Genomic DNA, 24,698 nt, shown 5'->3' with positions numbered 1-24,698 from the left:
AGTGAAGCAGTTCACCCTGCGCACCGGCATCCGCTGGAAGATCGCGCTCGCCGTCGCCGCGGTCGGCGCGCTGATCGCCGTCGCGCTGAGCCTCGTGGTGCACAGCGCCGCCCGCGTGTCGATGTTGGAGAGCGCCCGCGAGGTGCAGCTGGACCGCGTGCAGTTCATCTCCCGCAACGCCGAGGCCGGGCGCAAACCCCCCATGGGTGCCAAACTCAACGACCCCGACCTGCCCGCCGAGCTGCGCGAGAAGGCGCGCAGCGGGCGGCGGGGGACGTACGTCCAGGAGAAACCGGGGGGGCTCCCGGAGGTGTGGGCCGCCGTACCGCTCGGCAACGGCCAGGTGGTGTCGCTGCACACCCAGTTCCGCGAGAGCGCCAACATGGTGCGCGACCTGGACCGGGCACTGGTCGTCGGCTCCGTGTCCGTGGTGCTCGCCGGTTCGGCGCTCGGCGTGCTCATCGGCGGGCAGATCTCGCGCCGGCTGCGCAAGGCGGCCGCCGCCGCGCAACGGGTGGCGCACGGTGATCCCGACGTACGGGTACGGGACGCGGTGGGCGGCGTCGTACGGGACGAGACGGACGACCTCGCGCGGGCGGTGGACGCCATGGCGGACACCCTCCAGCAGCGGGTGGAGGCCGAGCGGCGGGTGACCGCCGATATCGCCCACGAGCTGCGGACCCCGGTCACCGGTCTGCTCACGGCGGCGGAACTGCTGCCTTCGGGTCGGCCGACCGAACTCGTGCGCGACCGGGCGCAGGCGATGCGCGCGCTGGTCGAGGACGTGTTGGAGGTGGCCCGGCTGGACAGTGCCTCCGAGCGGGCCGAACTCCAGGACGTGGCACTGGGCGAGTTCGTGACCCGGCGGGTGAGGGCGCTGATGCCGGAGGCGGCCGTACGGGTCGTCGCGGACGAGATCGTCAGCACCGACCCGCGCCGGCTGGAGCGGATCCTGGGGAACCTGCTGGCCAACGCCGGACGTTACGGGCGGCCCCCGGTGCAGGTCGACATCGAGGGCCGGGTCGTCCGCGTACGGGACCACGGGCCGGGCTTCCCGGAGGCGCTGCTGCGCGAGGGACCGAGCCGATTCCGTACGGGGTCGACGGACCGGGCCGGGGTCGGGCACGGGCTGGGGCTGACCATCGCGGAGGGCCAGGCGCGGGTCCTGGGCGCCCGGTTGACGTTCCGCAACGTGGCGGCGCGCGGCGGGGCGGTGGGCGAGGGCGCGGCCGCCGGGGCGGTGGCGGTGCTGTGGCTGCCGGAGCACGCGCCGACGGCGACGGGTAGTTTCCCGATCCTCCTGCCGCCCGGGCGACCGGGCACCAGGGGCGCCTGACCCGGATCGGTTCCCGATCGGAACACGGGGGCGTTCGCTCCGCGGGGCCCATGTCTTAGCATCCGTGGAATGACCGACGGTACGAATCCCCCCAGCAGCCCGCAGCCCGAGCAGCCCGCCCCGGGGAGCGGCGGCTACGGGTTCCCGCCGGGAACTCCCGCCTCCGGCGGCTACGGCTTCCCGCCCGGGGCTCCCGGCGGCCACCAGGCGGCGGGCGGCTTCGGTCCGCCGCAGACGGGCGGGTACGGCTACCCGCAGCAGCCCCCGCCGGGCCCCTACCAGCAGGGCCCCTACCAGCAGGCGCAGCCCCCGCAGCCCGCCCCGCAGCAGCCCCTGCCCATCCCGGCCCAGACGTCGCAGCCCGACTGGGACGCCCTCGCGGACCGTTCGGCGGCGGCGCGGCGCAAGAAGCGGCTCTGGCTGATCGTGGGCGGGGTGACCGTGGTGGCGCTGCTCGCCACCGGAGGAACGTTCCTGCTGCTGGGTGACGGCAAGGGCGACGGACCGCGGAAGGACGCCGACAATCCCTCGGCGTCCGCCGCCTCCCCCTCTCAGAACCAGGCGCCCACCGACCTCACCCCGACCGTCCCGGGCGACCAGACGACCATCCGGGACCAGATCGGCAAGTTCAACCTCAAGATGGGCACCGACGCCGGGGTCTTCCCCATCGACAAGCGCTACGAGGTCCGCCTCAAGGGGAACCCGAACTCCTACGCCGAGTCCCAGCAGCGCGTCGTCGACACGTCCAAGAGCTTCACCGTCTCGGCCCGTGTCTGGAACCGGCTCCCCAAGGGACGCCAGATCGCCATAAGTCAGGGCAACGAGAAGTCGTTCTCCTTCGAGCTGGGCTTGGACGAGGTGAACGGCAAGCCGGCCTGGGTCTTCCGCGTGCAGACCGGCGACCAGGGCGCCGAGAACACCACCACGACCGTCTCCGGCGTGAGCCCGAAGATGGACAAGACGTTCTCAGAGCTGACCGCGACCTACGACGCGCCCAAGAAGAAGATCACCCTGTACGTGAACGGCAAGAAGGAGGACGAGGCGTCGGTGGCCTCCGCCGTCTTCCCGGCGCCCGGCCCGCTCCAGCTCGGCCGCTCGCGCCACCAGGACAACTGGACGGCACCCTGGTACGGCGCCCTGGACAGCCTGCGGATCTACGACGTGGCGCTGCCACAGGACCGCATCGACGCCCTCAAGCCGGGCAAGCTCGACCCGGTGGCCCGCCCGACGGCCTCCTGGCTCCTGTACTGAGCCCCCGCCCGGGGTGGGGACGGCGCGGGGCCTCCCCCGCCGCCCCGCCCGGGCGGAACGGGACTCAGACGGTGATGCCGACCTTGCGCAGGAAGGCGACCGGGTTGACGGCCGAGCCGTAGTTCGGGGTCGTGCGGATCTCGAAGTGCAGGTGGGGACCCGTGGAGTTCCCGGTGTTGCCCGACAGGCCGATCTGCGCGCCCATCGCGACCTTCTGGCCGATCCTGACCTGGATGCGCGAGAGGTGCGCGTACTGCGAGTACGTGTTGTTCGCGTGCCGGATCACGATGGCGTTGCCGTACGCCGGGCCGTCGCCGCCGCCATTGGGGCCGGCCTTCACGACCACGCCCGCGCTCGCCGCGTGCACCGGGGTGCCGATCGGGCAGGCGAAGTCCTGACCGGAGTGCTTGTGCGCCCACAGGCCGCCGGCCTGGGCGAAGGTCGCGGAGAGCGTGTAGCGCGCTACCGGCTTGCGCCAGGTGAGCGCCGGCTTCGCGGCGGCGGCCCGGGTCTGGGCCTGCGCCTGGGCGGCCACGAGCCCGGCGGTACCGGTGAGGGCGCTGTTGGCCTCGTCGGCGAAGGCGGCGGTCGTCCCGGCCCCGAGAGCCAGTGCCGCACCGAGACCGGTGGCGACGAGGGCGAGACGGGTACGACGGGTGCTGACGCGCTTCGCGGACATGTGGGGACCTCCGGGGCCGGGAACAGGGCAACAAGCGGCCCGGCTCGCTCGGGGGCTGCCGAGGGGTGCCGGGCGGTGCTCGCCCACTTTGGTAACCCGGCACCCCGGCCTGCCCCAAACCGCCCTTTTACTACCGAAGGTCGTAGAAGCACCGAAGATCCCCGCGCCTGTTGACCGTGCCCTACCAGGGGGAAGCGGTGGGCAAAACGGACACTCGATCTACGAAAGGTGGTAGGAGGTCCGATTTGCCCTGTGCGGCTTGTCACCGCCCGCGAGGCGCGTACGACCGGCCGACCGGGGCAGGGCGCATCGGTCCACGCACGCGCGCCGAGTTCATGCCCGGGCACGCGAAAGGGCGGCCCCGGGACCTTTCGATCCCGGGGCCGCCCTTGATACCGCTATGGCCAGACGGTGCTACGCGCCCTTGGAGAGGTCCGGGCCGGAGCCCGTCGCCTCGATCGGAGGCATGTCCGGCAGAGCCGTCTTCTCCTCGCCGCGGAAGGTGAACTTGGCCTCTTCGCCCTCACCCTCCACACCGACGACCACGATGTGACCGGGGCGCAGCTCGCCGAAGAGGATCTTCTCCGACAGCAGGTCCTCGATCTCGCGCTGGATGGTCCGGCGCAGCGGGCGCGCACCCATGATCGGGTCGTAACCGCGCTTCGCCAGGAGCTGCTTCGCCTCGCCGCTGAGCTCGATGCCCATGTCGCGGTCCTTGAGGCGCTCGTCCACCTTGGCGATCATCAGGTCGACGATCTGGATGATGTCTTCCTGCGTGAGCTGGTGGAAGACGACCGTGTCGTCGACACGGTTCAGGAACTCGGGCCGGAAGTGCTGCTTGAGCTCTTCGTTGACCTTCGCCTTCATCCGGTCGTATCCGGACTTGGTGTCGCCCTGCGCCGCGAAGCCCAGGTTGAAGCCCTTCGAGATGTCCCGCGTACCCAGGTTGGTCGTCATGATGATGACCGTGTTCTTGAAGTCCACGACCCGGCCCTGGGAGTCGGTCAGGCGACCGTCCTCCAGGATCTGGAGAAGGGAATTGAAGATATCCGGGTGCGCCTTCTCGACCTCGTCGAAGAGGACGACGGAGAACGGCTTCCGGCGGACCTTCTCGGTCAGCTGGCCGCCCTCTTCGTAGCCCACGTAGCCGGGGGGCGAACCGAAGAGACGGGAAACCGTGTGCTTCTCGCTGAACTCCGACATGTCGAGGGAGATCAGCGCGTCCTCGTCGCCGAAGAGGAATTCGGCGAGCGTCTTGGAGAGCTCGGTCTTACCGACACCCGAGGGGCCGGCGAAGATGAACGAGCCACCCGGACGCTTCGGGTCCTTCAGACCCGCACGGGTACGACGGATCGCCTGCGAGAGGGCCTTGATGGCGTCCTTCTGGCCGATGACGCGACGGTGGAGCTCGTCCTCCATGCGCAGGAGTCGCGAGGACTCCTCCTCGGTCAGCTTGAAGACGGGAATGCCGGTCGCGGTCGCGAGGACTTCGGCGATGAGCTCGCCGTCGACCTCGGCGACGACGTCCATGTCGCCGGCCTTCCATTCCTTCTCGCGCTTGGCCTTCGCCGCCAGCAGCTGCTTCTCCGAATCACGGAGTGAGGCCGCCTTCTCGAAGTCCTGGGAGTCGATGGCCGACTCCTTGTCGCGACGGACGTTCGCGATCTTCTCGTCGAACTCGCGGAGGTCCGGCGGCGCGGTCATCCGGCGGATGCGCATCCGGGAGCCGGCCTCGTCGATCAGGTCGATCGCCTTGTCCGGCAGGAAGCGGTCCGAGATGTAGCGGTCCGCGAGGGTGGCCGCCTGCACGAGGGCCTCGTCCGTGATGGAGACGCGGTGGTGGGCCTCGTAGCGGTCGCGCAGGCCCTTGAGGATCTCGATCGTGTGGGGGAGGGAAGGCTCCGCCACCTGGATCGGCTGGAAACGGCGCTCCAGCGCCGCGTCCTTCTCGAGGTGCTTGCGGTACTCGTCCAGCGTCGTGGCACCGATGGTCTGGAGCTCACCACGGGCCAGCATGGGCTTGAGGATGCTGGCGGCATCGATCGCTCCCTCGGCGGCGCCCGCACCCACGAGGGTGTGGAGCTCGTCGATGAACAGGATGATGTCGCCGCGGGTGCGGATCTCCTTCAGCACCTTCTTGAGGCGCTCCTCGAAGTCACCGCGGTAGCGGGAACCGGCGACCAGGGCGCCCAGGTCGAGGGTGTAGAGGTGCTTGTCCTTGAGGGTCTCGGGCACCTCGCCCTTGACGATGGCCTGGGCCAGGCCCTCGACGACGGCGGTCTTGCCGACGCCGGGCTCGCCGATGAGGACCGGGTTGTTCTTGGTCCGGCGGGACAGCACCTGCATGACCCGCTCGATCTCCTTCTCGCGCCCGATGACCGGGTCGAGCTTGGATTCGCGGGCAGCCTGGGTGAGGTTGCGGCCGAACTGGTCGAGGACGAGCGAGGTCGAGGGGGTCCCCTCGGCCGGGCCGCCTGCCGTGGCCGACTCCTTGCCGCCTCCGGAGTACCCGGAGAGCAGCTGGATGACCTGCTGCCGGACCCTGTTCAGATCGGCGCCCAGCTTCACGAGGACCTGGGCGGCGACGCCCTCGCCCTCGCGGATCAGGCCGAGCAGGATGTGCTCGGTGCCGATGTAGTTGTGGCCGAGCTGGAGGGCCTCTCGGAGCGAGAGCTCCAAGACCTTCTTCGCCCGCGGGGTGAAGGGGATGTGGCCGGACGGGGCCTGCTGCCCCTGACCGATGATCTCCTCAACCTGCTGGCGAACAGCCTCGAGCGAAATCCCGAGGCTCTCCAGGGCCTTAGCGGCGACACCCTCACCCTCGTGGATCAAGCCCAGGAGGATGTGCTCGGTGCCGATGTAGTTGTGGTTGAGCATCCGGGCTTCTTCCTGAGCCAGGACGACAACCCGCCGCGCGCGGTCGGTGAACCTCTCGAACATCGTTTATCGCTCCTCAGAGCGGTCGGGCAGTTCGGGGTCGGTCCCCGCCCTGTCCTTCCGCATGCTAGTCCCGCGGGGCGGGACAGCTCATTCCAACTGCCGACATCCGTCCGCGGCTCACCCCCACGTTCTGTGGGAAACCGGCCGTAAGAGCCGACAACTGCTCCAACCCGATGGTGCGAGACGATGTTCCCGCAGGCCAGGCAGATACCCGTCACACGTGTACGCCGATGGCGAACGGAAGCCCCCGGAAGGCCGTCCACCTCAGCGTGTCGCCCCTATCCACTAGGAATGTCTTACCCCCGGGGACGAACGATCCATGCCGGTGGACACGAGTCCCTCCGCTACGGGCGAACAGACTTCCGTCGTCGAATGTGGCACGGAACGCGCCGGCTGTTTACGTTCCGCATTCTTCCGTACGCACCGCGTAACCCCAAGCCGAATCCGGAGTTGCTCCGGACATGGCACTCACCGCCGCCGGGAAAGCCCTCGGCCTCGTCGCCGTCCCACCGCCCCGGAGCGCGCCCGAGGCGGACCCGGCCGCCGCCTGGTACGCCCGCGTACCAGGCTGGAGTCTCGTGGGCGCGGCGCCCGCCCGGCTGGCCACCGGGGTCGCCTTCGACGTACTGGAGCTGCCGGCCGACGCGGGGGCGCGGGTGCAGCGCCGCCGGGTCGCCACCGGGCCGGTGGCCGTCGAGGGCCACCGGATGCGGTTCCTCGTGGCGCCGGGAACCGCGGAGGAGCTGGAAGGGCTCCTGGACTGGCTGGAATGGGGTGGGGTGGAACTCGACCTCACCGCGCTCGGCGCGGGTGGCCTGATCACCGCCCCGGCACCTCCCGGGCAGCCCGCCGCGCACGACCCTCGGGGGGCCGCGGTGTGGCTGCGGCCCCCCGAGCAGGGGTGCGAGGCGTCGCTGCCCGCCCTGCCCGGTCCGGGGCAGGGTGGCGGGCCCGATCTCGTGCGCCTGGTCGCCGCGGCGGCGACGGAGTGCCACCGGACGCGCCTGCGGCGGCGTACGACCCTGTCGGGCCGGGCCGGCGCCGTGGGTCAGCCGCGGTTCTCGTAGGCCTCGCGGATCTCGGCGGGGACGCGACCGCGGTCGTTGACCGTGAGGCCCTTCGCCTTCGCCCAGGCACGGATCTCCGCGGTGTCCGGGTTGCCGGACGACGTGGCGGTGCGGCCCTTGGCGCGGCCCGCGGCGGCACGGCCACCGGTGCGGCGACCGCTCTTGGTGTAAGGGTCGAGCAGGCCGCGGAGCTTTTCAGCGTTGGCGGCGGTGAGGTCGATCTCGTAGGTCTTGCCGTCCAGAGCGAACGTCACGGTCTCGTCCGCCTCGCCACCGTCGAGGTCGTCGACAAGAAGGACCTGAACCTTCTGTGCCACCGGATTTCCTTTCATCGAAAATGCAGTACGCGGAAAGGAAACCGCTTTTGCCGGGAAAACACAAACCCCCGTCGTGAGGTTCAGGACCGCCGCGGAGCGGGAAACGTGCGCGATTCGGACATAGGCCACAGGCTTGCGGAGCCCGTAAAAGCGGCTGTGATCGAGCACCCGCCGATCACGCTCCGATCACCCACCGATCAGAGGTGCAGAAGCATCCGACTGTTGCCCAAGGTGTTCGGCTTCACTCGTTCGAGACCGAGGAACTCGGCGACGCCCTCGTCATAGGAACGCAGGAGCTCCATGTAGACATCGGTCTCGACCGGAGTCTCGCCGATCTCGACGAAGCCGTGCTTCGCGAAGAAGTCCACTTCGAAGGTGAGGCAGAAAACCCGGCTCACGCCGAGCCGGCGCGCGGTCTCCAACAACTTCGCCAGCACCCGATGCCCGACGCCGGAGCCCTTCAAGGCGCGGTCGACCGCGAGAGTGCGCACCTCGGCGAGGTCTTCCCACATGACGTGGAGAGCGCCGCATCCGACGACCTGGCCGTCGGAGTCGCGTTCCGCGACCCAGAACTCCTGGATGTCCTCGTAAAGGACCACAGGGGCTTTGTCGAGCAGGATGCGCTGCTGCACGTACTGGTCGAGCAGGCGGCGCAGCGCGGGAACATCGCCCGTGCGCGCACGGCGGATGGTGACTGTTTTGGCGTCTTCGGCGGAAAACTCTCCCATGCGGCGACGCTATCGCCCCGGCTCGGGCCGCCGCTCGCCGGTCCGCCCTTCGGCTTCGGGCACTTCCGCGGGTGCCGCTTCGGCCGCTTCGGCGGCTTGGGCGGGTTGGCCGGCTGGGGGGACTTCCGCGGCTTCGGCGGCTTGCGGGACTTCCGCGGGTGCCTCGTCGTCGTGGCCGACGATCCGTACGGCGTCGCGAAGTGCTTCCCGCTGTTCCTGGGACATCATGCCGAAGAAGGCCACGAGGGCGGCAGCGGGATTGTCACTGGTCGACCACGCTTCGTTCATCAGTGCGGCCGAGTAGGCGGCGCGGGTGGAGACCGCCGTATAGCGATAGGCGCGGCCTTCGGCTTCCCGCCGCACCCAGCCCTTCTGATGGAGATTGTCCATAACGGTCATGACCGTGGTGTACGCGATGGACCGTTCCTGCTGAAGGTCTTCCAGGACTTCACGAACGGTGACCGGGCGGTTCCACTGCCACACCCGTGTCATCACGGCGTCTTCGAGTTCTCCCAGGGGGCGAGGCACAACAGCACGATAGTGCGGGTTGTGGGGAATTGCCCGACTATTTTGCCGGCAACGCGCGACAAATGTGGGGGCCCCGACGGAGTCGGGGCCCCCACAGGGTTCTCCGGGTCAGTTCCCGGTCTGCCGGGCCGCTTCGGCGCGGGCGAGAACGGCGTCCACCGCCGCGTCTTCCTTTGCCTTGTTGGCGCCGCCCTGGCTCTTCACGATCGTCCTCACGAGGAAGATGAAGAACACGGCCATCACGAAGGGGGGCACGAGCGCGGAAACGTAGTCCATGCCCACCAGCGTAGCTAGCCGACGGCGCGGCCCGCCGCCGGGGGCGGGGTGGGCTTGCGGCGCGGCGGGAACACCTCACCCGGGGTGGGGACGGGCCGCTCCGGATGCGGCGCCGGCTTCCCGCCCGGTTCCGCGGGGCGCTCCGCGGGCTTGGGGGCGGGCTTCTCGGCGGGGCGGCGCGCGGGCCTCTCGGCGGGCTGGGGGGCGGGTCGGGGCTCGGGGCGCTCCGGGCGCCACTCGGGGCGCCGCTCCTCCTCGCGGCCCCCGGCCAGGGCCAGCAGGCGGGTCCGGGGCGCGGGCGTGGTGGAGAGCCGGCGGCGCACGGAGCGCTCCGCGACCGTCTGGGCCCGCTCCAGGACCGCGGCGGCGACCGGGTTGGCACGCAGCGCCCGTAGTGCCGCGAGGTCGTCGGGGACGGGCTCGTAACCGGCGGCCAGGGCGTCCTGGAGCAGCTCCAGGTATCCGGGCAGGCTCCCCGGCAGGGCGGCTCGGTAGCGGGCCAGGTCGGCGAGGAGGAACGCTCTGAGCCGTCCCGCCTCCTGCACCGCGTCGTCCACCGACGCCGCGAGGCGCAGGCAGTCCTGGACCTCGCCGGCCGTCAGGGGGGCCGTGGAGAGCTGGAGGGCGTGGGCGAGTGAACGCCTGAGCAGGTGCAGCTCGGCGGCGCTGAACGCCATGCCGCCGCGGGAACCGAAGGGCGTGGGCATGGACCGAAGATACGCGCTAATCGGACAAAATCCCTTGATACCGCCTCTTATCGGCGCGCCGTGGGAGCCCGCTCACATATCGGCTTTGACCGCTTCCAGGAAGGCGGCCCAGGCCGCGTGGGTGGTCGCCATCACCAGGTGGGCGGGGTCGGCGCGGTCCGCGACGCGGACCAGGACGCCGGGGGCGGAGGCGACGTACACGCATGCGTCGCCGTCGCCGCAGTAGGACGACTTCTGCCAGGTGAGCCGAGCGGTCGCGGTCATGGTGGTCTCCTCCGCCGGGGAAGGGTTCGGGTGTTTCCCGGTGGGACCGTATCCCCGTCGGGCGCCCTTTCCGGCCATTTCCGGGGAAATTCCTGGTCGCCCACGTGATCGGGAAGGCTTTGGGGATCTTCGGAGCGATTTCGGGGACGGGGGTGCGGCGCGGCGGCGGCGCGGGTCCGGCCCCGGGGGACGGGGCCGGACCGGGGCCGGTGTGCACACCGGGAGGGCCTTGCCGGTTCGGATCGGCCGGGCCCGACGGGGTCGGATCGGCCGGGCCTGGTCGGGCCGATCGTCCCGCCGGCCGGGCCGACCGGTCAGTCGAAGTTCGGCGCGTTGCGCTCGTAGACCAGCCGCAGGCCGATCAGCGTCAGCCACGGCTCGTGCTCGTCGATCGCCGAGGCCTCCCCCAGGACCATCGGGGCCAGGCCGCCCGTCGCGATGACGCGCACGTCGTCCGGGTCGCCGTGCGGGCCGGCCAGTTCCTTGGCCATGCGCGCGACGACACCGTCCACCTGGCCGGCGAAGCCGTACACCACGCCCGACTGCATCGCCTCGACCGTGGACTTGCCGATCACGTTGCGCGGGCGGGCCAGCTCGATCTTGCGCAGCTGGGCGCCACGGACACCCAGTGCCTCCATCGAGATCTCGATGCCCGGGGAGATCACCCCGCCGACGTACTCGCCCTTCGCCGACACCGCGTCGAAGGTGGTCGCCGTACCGAAGTCGACTACGATCGCCGGCCCGCCGTAGAGCTCGACCGCCGCGACCGCGTTGATGATGCGGTCCGCGCCGACCTCCTTGGGGTTGTCCATCAGGATCGGCACGCCGGTCTTGATGCCGGGCTCCACCAGCACCGCCGGGACGTCCCCGTAGTAGCGGCGGGTGACCTCGCGGAGCTCGTGCAGCACCGAGGGCACCGTCGAGCAGATGGCGATGCCGTGGATGCCGTCGCCCAGTTCGGTGCCGAGCATCGGGTGCGTACCCATCAGGCCCTGCATCAGGACGGCCATCTCGTCGGCCGTCCGGCGCGGGTCGGTCGAGATGCGCCAGTGCTCGACGATGTCGTCACCGTCGAACAGGCCCAGGACCGTGTGGGTGTTGCCCACGTCGATCGTGAGGAGCACCGGTTACACCGCCTCGCGCAGATCGAGGCCGATGTCGAGGATCGGCGAGGAGTGGGTCAGCGCGCCGACCGCGAGGTAGTCCACGCCGGTGAGGGCGTAGTCGCGGGCGGTGTCCAGGGTGAGCCGGCCCGAGGACTCCAGGGTGGCGCGGCCGGCGACGAGGGCGACCGCCTCGGCCGTCTGGGCCACCGTGAAGTTGTCGAGGAGGATCAGGTCCGCGCCGGCTTCCAGGACCTCGCCGATCTGCTCCAGCGTGTCGACCTCGACCTCGATCGGAACCTCCGGGAAGGCCTCGCGGACGGCCGTGAACGCCTGCGCGACACCGCCCGCCGCGACGACGTGGTTGTCCTTGACCAGGGCCGCGTCCGACAGGGACATGCGGTGGTTGACGCCGCCGCCGCAGCGGACCGCGTACTTCTCCAGCGCGCGCAGGCCCGGCGTGGTCTTGCGGGTGTCGCGGACCTTGGCGGTCGTGCCCTCCAGGACGTCGGCCCAGCGGCGGGTGGCGGTCGCGATGCCCGACATCCTGCACAGGATGTTCAGGGCGCTGCGCTCGGCGGTCAGCAGGTCGCGGGTACGGGAGCGTACGGACAGCAGCACCTGCCCGGCCTTGACGGTGTCGCCGTCCTCGGCGTGCCGCTCCACCTCGAACGCCTCGGTGCACACCATCGAGAACACGGCCTCGGCGACGCGCAGACCGGCCACGACGCCGTCCTCGCGGGCGACGAAGTCCGCGACGGCCTCGGCCTCTTCGGGCACGGTGGCGACGGTGGTGACGTCGACCCCGCCGTCGAGGTCCTCGGACAGCGCCATGTGCGCGATGTCCTCGACCTCGATCGGGTCCAGGCCCGCGTCGGTCAACAGCTGGGCCAGCGCCGGGTCGAGGCCGGACTCCTCGCCGTCACCGCAGGCACAGTCGTCGCCGCAACCGCCCTCCGACCGGTCGAGGAGGGGGAGTTCTTCGTGCTGGTGGTCGTGCTCGTGCGTGCTCACGCTGACTGCTCCATGCTGTCGGAGATGAGGGGGTGCCGTACGGACGGGAAGTCCGCGGAGTCGGTGGGGGTGACGACCAGGGCCCGCCTCTCGGTCGCCGAGAGCCGTACGACGAGGTGGCGCCGCCAGTTGGCGTCGTCGCGGTCGGGGCGGTCCTCGCGCCAGTGGCAGCCGCGGGTCTCCTCGCGCCGCAGGGCGGCGGCGACCAGGACCCGGGCCACGCACAGCAAGTTGGTGGCCTCCCAGGTGTCGACGCCCGGTTCGGCGGTCTTCCCGTGCGCCTCCAGGTCGTTCAGCGCGGCGGCGTACAGGTCTTCCAGCGCGGCGGCGGCCCCGGCGAGGGAGTCGGCGGAGCGCAGGACGCCCGCGCCGTCCGTCATGATGCGCTGGACCTCGTAGCGCGCCCCGGCGGGCTGGAGCGGGCCGGTGGAGGGGACGGGAACGACCGGGCCGCCCACGGCCGGCGGGTGGGCGACGATGTCCTCGGCGATGCGCTCGGCGAAGACCAGGCCCTCCAGCAGGGAGTTGGAGGCGAGGCGGTTCGCGCCGTGCACACCGGTGCAGGCGACCTCACCGCAGGCGTACAGGCCGGGGACGGTGGTGCGGCCGTGCAGGTCGGTGCGTACTCCGCCGGACGCGTAGTGGGCGGCGGGCGCGACCGGGATCGGCTCGGTCACCGGGTCGATGCCGTGGGCGCGGCAGGCGGCGAGGATGGTGGGGAAGCGCTGCTCCCACATCTCGGCGCCGAAGTGCCGGGCGTCCAGGAACATGTGGCCGGTGCCCTGCTCCTGCATGCGGCGCGTGATGCCCTTGGCGACGATGTCGCGCGGTGCGAGCTCCGCCAACTCGTGCTGCCCCAGCATGAAGCGCACCCCGTCGGCGTCGACGAGGTGGGCGCCTTCGCCGCGGACCGCCTCCGACACCAGCGGCTGTTGGCCCTCGGCGTCCGGCCCGAGGAACAGCACCGTCGGGTGGAACTGCACGAACTCCAGGTCGGAGACCTCCGCGCCGGCCCGGAGCGCGAGGGCCACACCGTCCCCCGTGGAGACGGACGGGTTGGTGGTGGCGGAGAAGACCTGGCCCATGCCGCCGGTCGCGAGGATCACGGCCGGGGCGTGGACGGCGCCGACGCCGTCGTGCTGGCCCTCGCCCATGACGTGCAGGGTGACGCCGGCCGTACGGCCTTCGGCGTCCTGGAGGAGGTCCAGTACGAGCGCGTTCTCGACGGTACGGATGCCGGCCGCCTGGACGGCCTCGACCAGGGCCCGGGAGATCTCCGCGCCCGTCGCGTCGCCGCCCGCGTGCGCGATCCGGCGGCGGTGGTGGCCGCCCTCGCGGGTCAGCTCGATCTCGCCCGTCTCGGCGGAGGTGTCGAAGACGGCGCCGGTCTCGATGAGGCGGCGTACGGCGTCGGGGCCCTCGGTGACCAGCAGCCGTACGGCCGCCTCGTCGCACAGGCCCGCGCCGGCCACCAGGGTGTCGTCCAGGTGCTGCTCGGGGGTGTCGCCCTCGCCGAGGGCGGCCGCGATGCCGCCCTGCGCCCAGCGGGTGGAGCCGTCGTCGAGCCGGGCCTTGGTGACCACGACCGTACGGCGGCCGGCGGCGGCGCAGCGCAGCGCCACCGTCAGGCCCGCCACGCCCGAGCCGACGACCACGACGTCGGCGTCGACGGCCCAGCCGGGAGCGGGGGCGTGCAGCCGTATGCCGGTGCCGGCGGTGCCTGTGCCTGGGGTGCTCACGTGTGTGCTCCGAACTCCAATGGGATGTTGTCGATCAGCCGGGTCGTGCCCACCTTCGCGGCGACGGCCAGGACGGCCTGACCGGTGAAGTCGGGGCCGACCTCGGTGAAGTCCTGCGGGTCCACCAACGCCAGGTAGTCCAGGGCCAGCGGCGGCTCCTGGCGACCGGCCTCCTCCAGGACGTGCCGGGCGGCCGCCCGTACGGCGTCGGGCAGACCCGCTCCGGCGGCGGAGACCGCCACCGAGACGGCGTGCGCGTCCGCCGAGGCGCGGATCTCGCCGAGCCGGGCCAGGGCGGTGGCCCGCTGGTCGCTGGCCGGGGAGGCGACGGCGCGGGCGCGCAGCGCGGCCTGCGCGGCGAGCCGGTCGCGTCCCGCGAACAGGGCGCGGGACAGGGCCAGGGCCGTGCGGCGCTCGGTGGCGGAGAGGTAGCGGTTGCGCGAGGACAGGGCCAGGCCGTCCTCCTCGCGGACGGTGGGCACGCCCACCACGTCGACCGCGAAGTTGAGGTCGGTGACCATCCGCCGGATCAGGGCGAGCTGCTGCGCGTCCTTCTGGCCGAAGAGGGCCAGGTCGGGGCGGGTGAGGTGGAGCAGCTTGGCGACGACGGTGAGCATGCCGTCGAAGTGGCCCGGGCGGGTGGCCCCTTCGAGGCGGCCGCCCATGGGGCCGGCGCTGATCCGCACCTGGGGGTCGCCGCCGGGATAGACCTCGTCGACGGCCGGGGCGAACACGGCGTCCGCGCCCGCCGCCCGGGCGATCTCCAGGTCGGCGTCGAGGGTGCGGGGGTAGCGGTCGAGGTCCTCGTTCGCCCCGAACTGGAGGGGGTTGACGAAGACGGTGACCACGACCTGGCCGGTGGGGCCGGCGAGGTCCCGGGCCGTACGGACCAAGGTGGCGTGGCCGTCGTGCAGGGCGCCCATGGTCATGACGACGGCGCGGCGGCCGGTGCGCGGGAGGCGGTGCAGCGCGTCGGCGGTGTTCAGCAGCAGCGGGTGCTCGGTCATCGGCCGTCGCCCTCGGGGTCGGTTTCCGGGTCGGGGTCGGTATCGGGGTCGCCGTCGGGATCGGGACCGGTTCGCGGGCCGGGATCGGGTCGCGGGCCGGTCACCGGGTCGGCGCCGGGACGGGCGTCGGTCTCGGTCCCGGGGCGGGCTTCCGTCTCGGTCCCGGCGAGGGCGCCGAGCAGGTCCTCGGCGAGCTCCGCCTTCAGCAGACCGTGCGCGAGGGCGCGGTCGGCGGTGGTGCGGGCCATCGCGAGGTAGCCGGGGACGGCCGCGGGGGCGTGCTCGCGCAGCTCCGCGAGGTGCGCGGCGACCGTACCGGCGTCCCCGCGGGCGACCGGGCCGGTGAGGGCGGAGTCACCGGAGCGCAGGGCGTTGTCGAGCGCCGCGCCCAGGAGCGGGCCGAGCATCCGGTCGGGGTGCTCCACACCGGCCTTCCCCAGCAGCTCCATCGCCTGGGCGACCAGGGTGACCAGGTGGTTCGCACCGAGGGCGAGGGCCGCGTGGTAGAGCGGACGGTTCTCCTCCGCGATCCACTCCGGTTCCCCGCCCATCTCGATGACCAGGGCCTCGGCGGCGAGCCGCAGTTCGTCGGGGGCGGTCACGCCGAAGGAGCAGCCGGCCAGGCGCTGCACGTCGACCTCGGTACCGGTGAAGGTCATCGCGGGATGCAGGGCCAGGGGGAGGGCGCCGGCGCGGCGGGCGGGGTCCAGCACGGCGGTCCCGTAGCGCCCGGAGGTGTGGACGAGGAGCTGGCCCGGGCGGATCGCGCCCGTCTCGGCGAGGCCCTCCACCAAGGCGGGCAGGGTGTCGTCCGGGACGGTGAGGAGCACCAGGTCGGCGTGTTCGAGGACCTGCTCGGCCGGGACGAGCGGGACGTCCGGGAGCATCCGGGCGGCCCGGCGGCGGGAGGCGTCGGAGACACCGGAGACGGCGACGGGACGGTGTCCGGCCTGCTGGAGGGCGCGGGCCAGCGCGGGGCCGACGCGGCCGGCGCCGACGACGCCCACGGCGAGCCGGGCAGGGCGGTCGGACGGATCCCGGGGCTCCGTCTGATGGGGTGCGTTCACGCGGGCAATGCCTTCCGTTCCAGTCCGCGGGGGGTACCGGACGATACGCCGCCATGCTAGCCCCTGGGCGTGTCGGCCGGTCCGACGGCGGCCGGGCGATGATCAGGGCATGACGGATGACGAGGAGCGGACGAAGCGGCTGGTGGCGGCGTGGCGGGGGGCCGACCGGGTCCTGGCCCGGAGCCTGCTGGAGCCGACGCTGGGCGAACTGCTGGCGACCCTGCCGGGACAGGCGGAGAGCGACCCGGACGAGGGCGCCGACGTGTACGGCGACGGGGTGGTGGCCCGGCTGGAGCGGCGCATCGCGGAGCTGCTGGGCATGGAGGACGCGGCGTTCTTCCCCAGCGGGACGATGGCGCAGCAGGTCGCGCTGCGGTGCTGGGCGGGGCGGACCGGGAACCCGGTGGTGGCCCTGCACCCGATGAGCCACCCGGAGCTGTGGGAGGACGGCGCGCTGTCGGTGGTGTCGGGGCTGCGGACGGTGTACCCGACGCGGGAGGCCCGGCAGCCGACGGCCCAGGAGGTCACGGAGCTGCCGGAGCCGTTCGGCACGCTGATGCTGGAGCTCCCGCTGCGGGAGGCGGGCTTCCTGCTGCCGAGCTGGGAGGAGCTCGTCGCGCTGGTGGAGGCGGGGCGGGAGCGGGACGCGGTGGTGCACTTCGACGGGGCCCGGCTGTGGGAGTCCACGGTGCACTTCGGGCGCCCGCTGTCGGAGATCGCCGGGCTGGCCGACTCGGTGTACGTGTCCCTGTACAAGTCGCTCGGGGGGCTGAGCGGGGCGGCGTTGGCGGGTCCCTCATCGCTGATCGCCGAGGCCAGGGTGTGGCGGCACCGGTACGGGGGCCAGATCTTCCGGCAGTTCCCGCAGGCCCTGTCGGGCCTGGCCGGACTGGAGCGGGTGCTGCCGGAGCTGCCGTCGTACGTGGCTCAGGCGCGGGTGGTCGCGGCGGCGCTGCGGGAGGGCTTCGCGGAGGCGGGGGTGCCGTGGGCCCGGGTGCATCCGGAGGTGCCGCACACGCACCAGTTCCAGGTGTGGCTGCCGTACGAGCCGGACCGGCTGACGGAGGCGGGCCTGCGGCAGGCGGAGGAGACGGGCCGCGTCCTGTTCCGCCGCTGGGCCCCCGGGGGGCCGCCGGGGGTGTCCCTGACGGAACTGGAGATCACCGCCCCGGGCCTGTCCTGGACCCCGGCGGACGTCCGCGAGGCGGTCGGGGAGTTCACCGCCCGCCTGTAGCCCCCGGCGGGCCGTACCCGCTTCCCCGGGCCCCCGCAGCCGGGGCGGGGCCGTACCCGGGTTCCCCAGGGCCCGGGGAACCGTGGCCGGGCGGGGCCGTACCCGCCCGAGCCCCTCGGGCCTCCGCCGTGCCCGGGGTGCGGTGCCACGGCCGGGGACCCCCGCCACACGCACGCGCGGCGTAGCCGAGGGCCAAGGCCGGCCCGGCCCCCCGCCGTGCCCGCGTGCGGCGCCGCAGCCGGGGACCAGCCCCCGGACCCCCGCGCCTCAAACGCCGGCGAGGCTGAACATGCCCCACCCCGCCACAAACCCGGACCTGCCGACCCGGACCCCACCGCACCCACGCGCGGCGCCGCAGCCGGGGACCAGCCCCCGGACCCCCGCGCCTCAAACGCCGGCGAAGCTGAACATGCCCCACCCCGGCCCCGGCTGAGCCGGACATGCCCCACCGGCAGGCAAGACCCGGGTGGAGCTCAAACCCAGCCCCGCCGGCGATCGAGGCGCAGGCCCGGGCAGAGCCCGCCACCCCAGCCCCGCCGGCGATCGAGGCGCGGGGCCGGGCGGAGGCCGGGGAACGGGGGCAGGGCGGGTAGGGGAAGGCTCCGCGCAGCGGTCACCCGCGGTGCGGGGCCGGGGCGCGCCCCCGCGGCGCCACGCCTGGGCCGGTGCCCGGGCCGGGCGTCGGCGCGCACCCGCCCCGGGGCGGAGCCAAACCCAGCCCCGCCGGCGATTGAGGCGCAAGGCCCGGGCGGGCCCCGCCCGGTGGGGGCGTCGCTCGGACGGACCGGTGCGGGGGACGGGGCTGGGGGGTGGCCGTGAGAATGGGGCGATGAGCGTCACCATCGACATCGCCGGGCTCCCCGCGGAGCGCATCCGCTTCGCGGCCTCCCCCCTCGCGGAGCTCTGCATGGCCCTGCACGCGCTCTCCCAGCCCGCCCATCACCCCCACCTCGTCTCCTGGGCCTCCGCCACCGCCGCCTCCCTCGACCCCTGCCTCGCCGACCGGCTCCTGGAAGCCGATTTCCTCTGGCGCAGCTCCTTCTCCGACATCTTCATGCCCTTCGCCGGTATCCCCGGCGGCGCCGGCCTGCCCGCCGCGACCCTGCCCGAGGAACTCGACGTACTCGACGACCTCGACGACGAGCGCTTCGTGACGGCGGCCCTGGAACACTGCCGGCTCGCGCTCTACGACGAGGACGGCGCGCCCTCCCCCCTCAAGGACCCCGCATCCCGCGCCAGGGTCCTGGAGGCCGCGGCCGCCCGCGGACCGGCGCAGTTGCGGTTCGCGCTGCGGCTGCTGGACGACACCGCCGCCGTCCGCGTTTGGCTTCGCCGCCTCCTGGAGGACTGCGACGAGGCGTTCTTCGCCGAGACCTGGAAGAGGACCGGCCCCCAGCAGGCCGCCGACGCCCGGCACAAGACGGAGGTGCTGCGCCACAAGGGTCTGCCCGCCGTCCTCCGGGAGGTCTCGGCGGCGCTCAGCGTGGACGCGGCCGGGTCCACCATCACCGCCGACAAGATGGTGGACGGCTCCACCACCGCCACCGACGCCCGCGTCGGCGCGGGCCTGGTCTTCGTCCCCACCAACTTCGGCCGGCCCCACCTCATGGTCCTGCACGCCCCCGGCTGGCGTCCCGTGGTCCACTACCCCCTCGGTTCGCCGGAACCGGCCTCCGTCCCCGGTTCGGTGGAGCTGCTCCGACTCCGCATGGACGCCCTCGCGCACCCGATGCGGATGCAGTTGTGCCGCAGCCTGGCCAGGGCGCCTCACACCACCGGCGAGTTGGCGGCCGTCTGCCGCATATCCGCCCCCGAGGTCTCCCGTCACCTCGCCGCGCTCAAGAAGGCCGGCCTCCTGCACACCCGTCGCCAAGGGCGTTACGTGCAGCACCAGTTGGATCTCGCCGTGGTTGCCCGTATCGGCTCGGACTTCATCGAGGGCCTCCTGCGCTGACCCGATCGGACGGTGGCCGGAAAACGACGGCGCGTACGCACCGGTATCCGGATTCCACACACCGGAAGCAGTGAAAGGCCTGGCGACAGGGGCGCTTCGCTGCTTACCGTGCGTCCACCGTCCGGCCTCCCCGCGCCCGTCCGGCCCGGCCCCAACCTGCCCAGGCCGCCCGACCCGCCCCACCCCAGCCTGCCTGTACCTGTTGCCGTGAAAGGACCTCCATGCCCTCACGCCGTATAGCCGCAGCCACCGCCGCCCTGACCGCACTTGCCCTGGCCTCCCCGTTGCTGCTCGCCGGCCCCGCCGGTGCCAGCAGCCCGCAGAGCGACGCCGCCCAGGGCGACGCGCTGGCGAGGAAGCTGGTCAAGGAGGCGACGGGCAAGGGCGCCGAGAACCATCTGAAGGTCCTCCAATCGATCGCCGATTACAACAACGGCACCCGCGTGGCCGGTTCCAAGGGCCACGTGCAGTCCGCCCGGTACGTGGAAGCCGTGATGAAGGCGGCCGGGTACAAGGTCACGAGGAACGCCTTCGACTTCGTGTACGTCGAGACGATCGCCGAAACGCTGAAGGTGAGCGGCGCCGCCCCGCGCGACGTCCCGATCAAGCTGATGACGTACACCGCGAGCGGTCCGGCCGACGGTGTCACGGCGCGGCTCGCCGTCGTCCCCGTCGACACGGACGGCACGACCGGCTGCGAGCCGGCCGACTTCGCCGCCGGCGCCTTCACCGGACGCATCGCGCTGGTCAAGCGCGGCGGCTGCGCCTTCGCCGTCAAGCAGGCCAACGCCGCGGCGGCCGGCGCGGTCGGCGCGATCATCTACAACAACACCGAAGGCGCCCTCAACGGCACCCTGGGAGCCGCCGACGCGGGCAAGGTCCCCACGGGCGGCGTCGGCCAGGCGGAGGGCGAGAAGCTCGCCGCCGAGGCCGCGGCGGGACCGGTCGAGGTCACCCTGGACCTCCGCGAGCTGCGCGAGAACCGCACGACGTACAACGTGATCGCCGAGACCACCGGCGGCGACGAGAACAACACCGTCTTCCTCGGCGCCCACCTCGACTCGGTCGCGGCCGGACCCGGCATCAACGACAACGGCTCCGGCTCGGCCGGCATCCTCCAGGTCGCGCAGCGCCTCGCGAGCAGCCAGAAGAAGATCAAGAACAAGGTCAAGTTCGCCTGGTGGTCGGCGGAGGAGTTCGGCCTGCTCGGCTCCGAGGCGTACGTGGGCGGCCTGACCGACGCCCAGAAGAAGCAGATCCGGCTCTACCTGAACTTCGACATGATCGCCTCGCCGAACGCCGCCTATTTCGTCTACGACGGCGACGACTCGGACAAGGTCGGCTCCGGTCCGGGGCCCGAGGGGTCGGCCCAGTTGGAGAAGGGCATCACCGACTTCCTCGACGAGCGGAAGGTCCCGCACGAGGGCTCGGACTTCACCGGCCGCTCGGACTACGGGCCGTTCATCGAGGCCGGGATTCCGTCCGGGGGCACGGACACGGGCGCCGAGGGCATCAAGACCGCCGCGCAGGCGGTGAAGTTCGGCGGCCAGGCGGGCGTGGCCTACGACGTGAACTACCACGGCAAGGGCGACACCATCGCCAACATCGACCGCAAGGCGCTCGACATCAACGTCGACGTCATCGCGAACGCGGTCGGCCACTACGCCTATGACCTGGCCCCGCTCGCTCGGCCGGTCGTCCCCGCGCCCGCGGGCGGCGGCGCGGGCGGTAGCGGCGGCGGCCTGCGCGAGGGCCACGACCACGGTGTGACGGAGTAGACGGAGCAGCCCGGCGCCCCGGCCGGGGCCGGCGCCACCCGGCGCCGCCCCGGCCGCACGGCGCCGCCCCCGCCACACGGCTCAGCCCGGCCGGAGCGCCCCCGGGCCGGCCAGTCCTTCGAGGCCGTCCCAACCCCTCGTGCCGTCCGCGCCGTCCAGGCCCACCGGCTGCACCAGCCACCCGAAGTCCCCGAGGCCGCCGCGCGCGGTGAGTTCGGCCGCCTCCCCCGCCGAGGCGAGGGCGCGCACGTACCCCGCCGGATCCGTCGACGCCAGCGTCAGCGGCGGGCGGGCTCCCGAGACGCCGAGGGCGGCCAGCGCCTCCCGTTGCGTGAGCAGCGCCGCGTCCGGCCCCGCGCAGGCGTCCAGGGCGACGTGCGCGGTGATGTCACAGCTGCCGTCCGGGACCGGCGGGACCTCGCGGCCCCCGCGGAATCCGGTCAAGGTGCCGTACGGCGGCCGGGCCTCACGGGTGTGCGCGTAGTCCACCGCCACCGCCAGGCCCCGGTCGAGGGTGGCGACGGCCGCCGCCCAGGCCTCGTCGCGCGGGCGGCCGATCTCCGCCCGGCCCGGGGCCGGCCACCACCGGTCCAGCCAGGCGCGGTCCCGGGCCTCCAGCGGGCCGCCCGGGCTCTCCGTACCGTCGGGCGCCACCAGGACGTACCGCCCGTCTTCGGCGAGCTCCAGCGGTACGTTGTCCAGCCACTCGTTGGCGAACAGCAACCCGGTCGTCCCGGGGGGCGGCGCCGCGACCCAGCGGACGCGGGGGTCCAGCGCCTCGGGTCGGCCCGCGCGCTCCACGGCGTACGGACGCACCCGCGCCGCCGTCGCCGCGGGCAGGGCGGCGAGCACCCCGGTCACGAGTTCCCCGCGCCCCGCCCCCACGTCGACCAGGTCCAGCCCCTCGGGGCGGCCGAGGGCCTCGTCCACCGCGAGGAGGAGCCGGGCCACGGCGCCCGCGTAGAGCGGGGAGGCGTGCACGGAGGTACGGAAGTGCCCGGCGGGGCCGGGGCCGCGGGGGTCCACGTAGAAGCCGCCCGGTCCGTACAGCGCGGCCTCCATGGCCGTCCGCCACCGGACCGGCCCGACCCCTTCACCCTGAGAGCTCATCCCCCACAGGCTAAGCTCACCCTCCACCCGGGGCTCACCCTCCACCTTGGGGAGTACGTCCCCTTCGCACGGATCGCCCCTGTGGTTGACTCCCGCACCTATCTCCTTTGCCTACGCTGGGTTACGTGCAGCGCCTCTACGATTTCCTCCGCAGACACCCGACAGGGGTCGACAGCTTCTGGGCCGTCCTCCTGTGCGGGATCGCGCTGCTGGACCTGGCGTCCGCCGACCACCACAGCACCGGCGAGCGGCTGCTGATCGTCCCCTCGGTGCTCGCGATGGGCCTCGTCATCGCACTGCGCCGCAAATGGACCCCGCAGATGTTCTGGCTGGCCGTGGGCACGGGCGTCTACCAGCTGGCCGCCGGGGTCGACGTGCACAACGGCGACTTCGGGATGCTGGTGATCCTCTACACCGTGGCCGCCTCGGGTGAGATCTCGCGCCGGCTGTCCCGCTTCGCGTTCGCCCTCGGACTGACCGCCTCGCCCCTGTACGCCCTGCGTTTCCACATCGACAAGGGCAACGCCGGCGACAACTTCCTGTTCACCCTCTTCGCCGTTGTCCCCTTCGCCCTGGCCTGGGTGCTGGGCGACTCCCTGCGCACCCGCCGCGCCTACTACGCGCAGCTCGTCGAGCGGAACCAGCGGTTGGAGAAGGAGCGCGAGGCGCAGGCGAAGGTGGCCGTCGCCGCCGAGCGCGCCCGGATCGCCCGGGAGCTGCACGACGTCGTCGCGCACAACGTCTCGGTGATGGTGGTCCAGGCGGACGGCGCCGCGTACGTCATGGACGTGGCACCGGAACAGGCCAAGGAGGCGCTCCAGACCATCTCGGGCACCGGCCGCCAGGCGTTGGCCGAGATGCGGCGGCTGCTGGGCGTGCTGCGCACCGGCGAACCGCAGGAGTCCGAGGACTACGTGCCCCAGCCGGACGTCGAGCAGATCGAGGTCCTGGTCGAGCAGGTGCGCACGGCCGGGCTGGACGTGGACTTCGCGGTCGAGGGCGCGCCGCGGCGGCTGCCCAGCGGGGTGGAGCTGACGGCGTACCGGATCGTGCAGGAGGCGCTGACCAATACGCGCAAGCACGGGGGCCCGGAGGCGAGGGCGAGCGTCCGGCTGGTCTACTTCGACGACGGGCTTGGCCTGTTGGTCGAGGACGACGGGCGGGGCGCGGCCCACGAACTGTACGAGGACGGCGGCGCCGACGGCGCCGGGCACGGACTGATCGGCATGCGGGAGCGCATCGGTATGGTCGGGGGCACGCTGGAGGCCGGCCCACGGCCGGGCGGCGGCTTCCGGATCAGCGCGCTCCTCCCACTCAAGAAGAGGTAGAGGTAACTGATGTCCATCCGCGTGATGCTCGTCGACGACCAGGTGCTGCTGCGCACGGGCTTCCGGATGGTGCTCGCCGCCCAGCCGGACATGGAGGTCGTCGCCGAGGCCGGTGACGGCCTGGAGGCGCTGGAGGTGCTGCGGGCCACCAAGGTGGACGTGGTGCTGATGGACGTCCGGATGCCGAGGCTCGACGGGGTCGAGGCGACGCGGCGCATCTGTGAGCCCGAGGAGCACCCGAAGGTGATCATCCTGACCACCTTCGACCTGGACGAGTACGCCTTCTCGGGCCTCAAGGCGGGCGCGAGCGGCTTCATGCTCAAGGACGTCCCGCCGGCGGAGCTGCTGGCCGCGATCCGCTCGGTGCACAGCGGCGACGCGGTGGTGGCGCCGTCGACGACGCGGCGGCTGCTGGACCGGTTCGCGCCGATGCTGCCGTCGACCTCGCAGGAGCCGGGCAACAAGGAGATCGAGCGGCTGACGGAGCGGGAGCGGGAGGTGATGTTGCTGGTGGCGCAGGGCCTGTCGAACGGTGAGATCGCGGCCCGGCTGGTCCTGTCGGAGGCGACGGTGAAGACGCACGTGGGCCGCATCCTCACGAAGCTGGGCCTGCGCGACCGCGTCCAAGTGGTCGTCCTCGCCTACGAATCCGGCTTGGTCCGCGCGGGCAGCCCCCCGCCGGCCTGACCGGCGGGAGGCTTCTCCCGGCTATCCGAACTGGCCGGGCTGGTAGTCGCCGGCGGGCTGCCGCACGATGACGTTCAGCCGGTTGTAGGCGTTGATGAGGGCGATCAGCGACACGAGGGCGACGAGTTGCTCCTCGTCGTAGTGCTTGGCGGCGTTCGCCCACGCCTCGTCCGTGACGCCACCGGCCGCGTCCGCGGTGCGGGTCCCCTGCTCGGCCAGTTCCAGCGCCGCCCGCTCGGCCTCGGTGAAGACCGTTGCCTCCCGCCACACCGCGACCAGGTTCAAGCGCAGCGACGTCTCACCGGCGGCGGCGGCGTCCTTGATGTGCATGTCGGTGCAGGCCCCGCAACCGTTGATCTGGCTCGCGCGGATCTTCACCAGTTCCTGCGTCGGGGCGGGCAGCCCCGCGTCGTTGAGCGCCTTGCCGGCCGAGCCCAGGTGCTTGAGGAACCGGCCTGCGGTCGCGTTGCCGAAGATGTCCAAACGGGCACTCATGGCGCCTCCTTCGCTGTTCCGTCGTTACACAGCGATGACGGGCCGGCCCGTCCCGATGTGACGGTTTCGGGTGTGACGTACGTCACTGA

23 protein-coding genes are annotated in these 24,698 nt (G+C 72.6%); 8 read left to right on the top strand and 15 right to left on the bottom strand.

Annotation, left to right across the window (positions count from 1 at the left end; all coding sequences use genetic code 11):
• Position 1 precedes the first annotated feature (1 nt).
• Positions 2-1,336: a two-component system sensor histidine kinase CseC gene (cseC, locus tag ACV7NM_RS18230; RefSeq protein WP_463411260.1), complete on the top strand. Its 1,335-nt coding sequence runs from the start codon at positions 2-4 to the stop codon at positions 1,334-1,336.
• Between the two features lie 69 nt (positions 1,337-1,405).
• Positions 1,406-2,587 (top strand): LamG domain-containing protein, encoded by a 1,182-nt coding sequence (locus tag ACV7NM_RS18225; RefSeq protein WP_463411259.1) that lies wholly within the window; start codon positions 1,406-1,408, stop codon positions 2,585-2,587.
• Between the two features lie 64 nt (positions 2,588-2,651).
• On the opposite strand, the gene ACV7NM_RS18220 is transcribed toward ACV7NM_RS18225, so the two are convergent.
• Positions 2,652-3,266 carry a M23 family metallopeptidase gene (locus ACV7NM_RS18220; protein ID WP_463411258.1) on the bottom strand — a complete coding sequence of 205 codons (615 nt, stop codon included), beginning with the start codon at positions 3,264-3,266 and terminating at the stop codon, positions 2,652-2,654.
• A gap of 414 nt (positions 3,267-3,680) precedes the next feature.
• Positions 3,681-6,206 carry an ATP-dependent Clp protease ATP-binding subunit gene (locus ACV7NM_RS18215; RefSeq protein WP_136216357.1) on the bottom strand — a complete coding sequence of 842 codons (2,526 nt, stop codon included), beginning with the start codon at positions 6,204-6,206 and terminating at the stop codon, positions 3,681-3,683.
• A gap of 461 nt (positions 6,207-6,667) precedes the next feature.
• Here ACV7NM_RS18215 and ACV7NM_RS18210 point away from each other — a divergent pair, with 461 nt between their 5' ends.
• Positions 6,668-7,273, top strand: coding sequence for an SCO3374 family protein (locus tag ACV7NM_RS18210; RefSeq protein ID WP_463411257.1), 606 nt, complete (start codon positions 6,668-6,670; stop codon positions 7,271-7,273).
• Here ACV7NM_RS18210 and ACV7NM_RS18205 read toward each other — a convergent pair.
• The 11 genes from ACV7NM_RS18205 to ACV7NM_RS18155 all read right to left on the bottom strand — a co-directional run bounded on the left by ACV7NM_RS18205 (position 7,255) and on the right by ACV7NM_RS18155 (position 16,023).
• Positions 7,255-7,590, bottom strand: a complete 336-nt coding sequence (locus tag ACV7NM_RS18205; RefSeq protein WP_463411256.1) for a histone-like nucleoid-structuring protein Lsr2 — start codon at positions 7,588-7,590, stop codon at positions 7,255-7,257. The genes ACV7NM_RS18210 and ACV7NM_RS18205 overlap by 19 nt on opposite strands.
• A gap of 197 nt (positions 7,591-7,787) precedes the next feature.
• A complete protein-coding gene (locus tag ACV7NM_RS18200; RefSeq protein WP_463411255.1) occupies positions 7,788-8,318 on the bottom strand; it encodes an amino-acid N-acetyltransferase in 531 nt (176 codons plus the stop codon).
• Positions 8,319-8,327: 9 nt separating this feature from the next.
• Complete coding sequence (locus tag ACV7NM_RS18195; protein WP_463411254.1) at positions 8,328-8,846, bottom strand: BlaI/MecI/CopY family transcriptional regulator; 519 nt, start codon at positions 8,844-8,846, stop codon at positions 8,328-8,330.
• A 108-nt stretch (positions 8,847-8,954) separates the two neighbouring features.
• A complete protein-coding gene (locus tag ACV7NM_RS18190) occupies positions 8,955-9,122 on the bottom strand; it encodes a hypothetical protein (protein ID WP_453408385.1) in 168 nt (55 codons plus the stop codon).
• A 14-nt stretch (positions 9,123-9,136) separates the two neighbouring features.
• The gene (locus ACV7NM_RS18185; protein ID WP_463411253.1) at positions 9,137-9,829 is read right to left on the bottom strand and encodes a hypothetical protein; all 693 of its coding nucleotides are present in this window, start codon (positions 9,827-9,829) and stop codon (positions 9,137-9,139) included.
• Positions 9,830-9,901: 72 nt separating this feature from the next.
• On the bottom strand, positions 9,902-10,093 hold the full coding sequence (locus tag ACV7NM_RS18180) for a DUF397 domain-containing protein (RefSeq protein WP_463411252.1): 192 nt from the start codon (positions 10,091-10,093) through the stop codon (positions 9,902-9,904).
• A gap of 314 nt (positions 10,094-10,407) precedes the next feature.
• On the bottom strand, positions 10,408-11,217 hold the full coding sequence (locus tag ACV7NM_RS18175) for a type III pantothenate kinase (RefSeq protein ID WP_463411251.1): 810 nt from the start codon (positions 11,215-11,217) through the stop codon (positions 10,408-10,410).
• A gap of 3 nt (positions 11,218-11,220) precedes the next feature.
• Positions 11,221-12,210, bottom strand: a complete 990-nt coding sequence (gene nadC, locus ACV7NM_RS18170) for a carboxylating nicotinate-nucleotide diphosphorylase (protein ID WP_463411250.1) — start codon at positions 12,208-12,210, stop codon at positions 11,221-11,223.
• Complete coding sequence (locus tag ACV7NM_RS18165; RefSeq protein WP_463411249.1) at positions 12,207-13,949, bottom strand: L-aspartate oxidase; 1,743 nt, start codon at positions 13,947-13,949, stop codon at positions 12,207-12,209. The genes nadC and ACV7NM_RS18165 overlap by 4 nt, the downstream gene beginning before the upstream one ends.
• Positions 13,946-14,956, bottom strand: coding sequence for a pantoate--beta-alanine ligase (panC, locus tag ACV7NM_RS18160; protein ID WP_463411248.1), 1,011 nt, complete (start codon positions 14,954-14,956; stop codon positions 13,946-13,948). The genes ACV7NM_RS18165 and panC overlap by 4 nt, the downstream gene beginning before the upstream one ends.
• Complete coding sequence (locus ACV7NM_RS18155; RefSeq protein ID WP_463411247.1) at positions 14,953-16,023, bottom strand: Rossmann-like and DUF2520 domain-containing protein; 1,071 nt, start codon at positions 16,021-16,023, stop codon at positions 14,953-14,955. The genes panC and ACV7NM_RS18155 overlap by 4 nt, the downstream gene beginning before the upstream one ends.
• A 109-nt stretch (positions 16,024-16,132) precedes the next feature.
• Between ACV7NM_RS18155 and ACV7NM_RS18150 the strand changes: the two genes are divergently transcribed.
• From ACV7NM_RS18150 to ACV7NM_RS18140, 3 genes are all read left to right on the top strand, one after another.
• Positions 16,133-17,257, top strand: a complete 1,125-nt coding sequence (locus tag ACV7NM_RS18150; protein ID WP_463411246.1) for a threonine aldolase family protein — start codon at positions 16,133-16,135, stop codon at positions 17,255-17,257.
• Between the two features lie 829 nt (positions 17,258-18,086).
• On the top strand, positions 18,087-19,211 hold the full coding sequence (locus ACV7NM_RS18145; protein WP_463411245.1) for a DUF5937 family protein: 1,125 nt from the start codon (positions 18,087-18,089) through the stop codon (positions 19,209-19,211).
• A 221-nt stretch (positions 19,212-19,432) separates the two neighbouring features.
• A complete protein-coding gene (locus ACV7NM_RS18140; RefSeq protein WP_463411244.1) occupies positions 19,433-20,989 on the top strand; it encodes a M28 family metallopeptidase in 1,557 nt (518 codons plus the stop codon).
• Positions 20,990-21,070: 81 nt separating this feature from the next.
• Here the strand turns inward: ACV7NM_RS18140 and ACV7NM_RS18135 are convergent, their stop codons facing one another.
• Entirely contained in the window at positions 21,071-22,099 is a 1,029-nt protein-coding gene (locus ACV7NM_RS18135; protein ID WP_463411243.1) for an SAM-dependent methyltransferase, read from the bottom strand.
• Between the two features lie 125 nt (positions 22,100-22,224).
• Here ACV7NM_RS18135 and ACV7NM_RS18130 point away from each other — a divergent pair, with 125 nt between their 5' ends.
• Both ACV7NM_RS18130 and ACV7NM_RS18125 read left to right on the top strand, forming a co-directional pair.
• Complete coding sequence (locus ACV7NM_RS18130; RefSeq protein ID WP_463411242.1) at positions 22,225-23,427, top strand: sensor histidine kinase; 1,203 nt, start codon at positions 22,225-22,227, stop codon at positions 23,425-23,427.
• Positions 23,428-23,436: 9 nt separating this feature from the next.
• The gene (locus ACV7NM_RS18125; RefSeq protein WP_463411241.1) at positions 23,437-24,114 is read left to right on the top strand and encodes a response regulator transcription factor; all 678 of its coding nucleotides are present in this window, start codon (positions 23,437-23,439) and stop codon (positions 24,112-24,114) included.
• Between the two features lie 21 nt (positions 24,115-24,135).
• Here ACV7NM_RS18125 and ACV7NM_RS18120 read toward each other — a convergent pair whose 3' ends face one another.
• A complete protein-coding gene (locus tag ACV7NM_RS18120; protein WP_463411240.1) occupies positions 24,136-24,609 on the bottom strand; it encodes a carboxymuconolactone decarboxylase family protein in 474 nt (157 codons plus the stop codon).
• Positions 24,610-24,698 lie beyond the last annotated feature (89 nt).

The organism is Streptomyces sp. Tek67B01, assembly GCF_055231995.1.
This window is presented reverse-complemented; position numbering and strand designations above follow the sequence as displayed.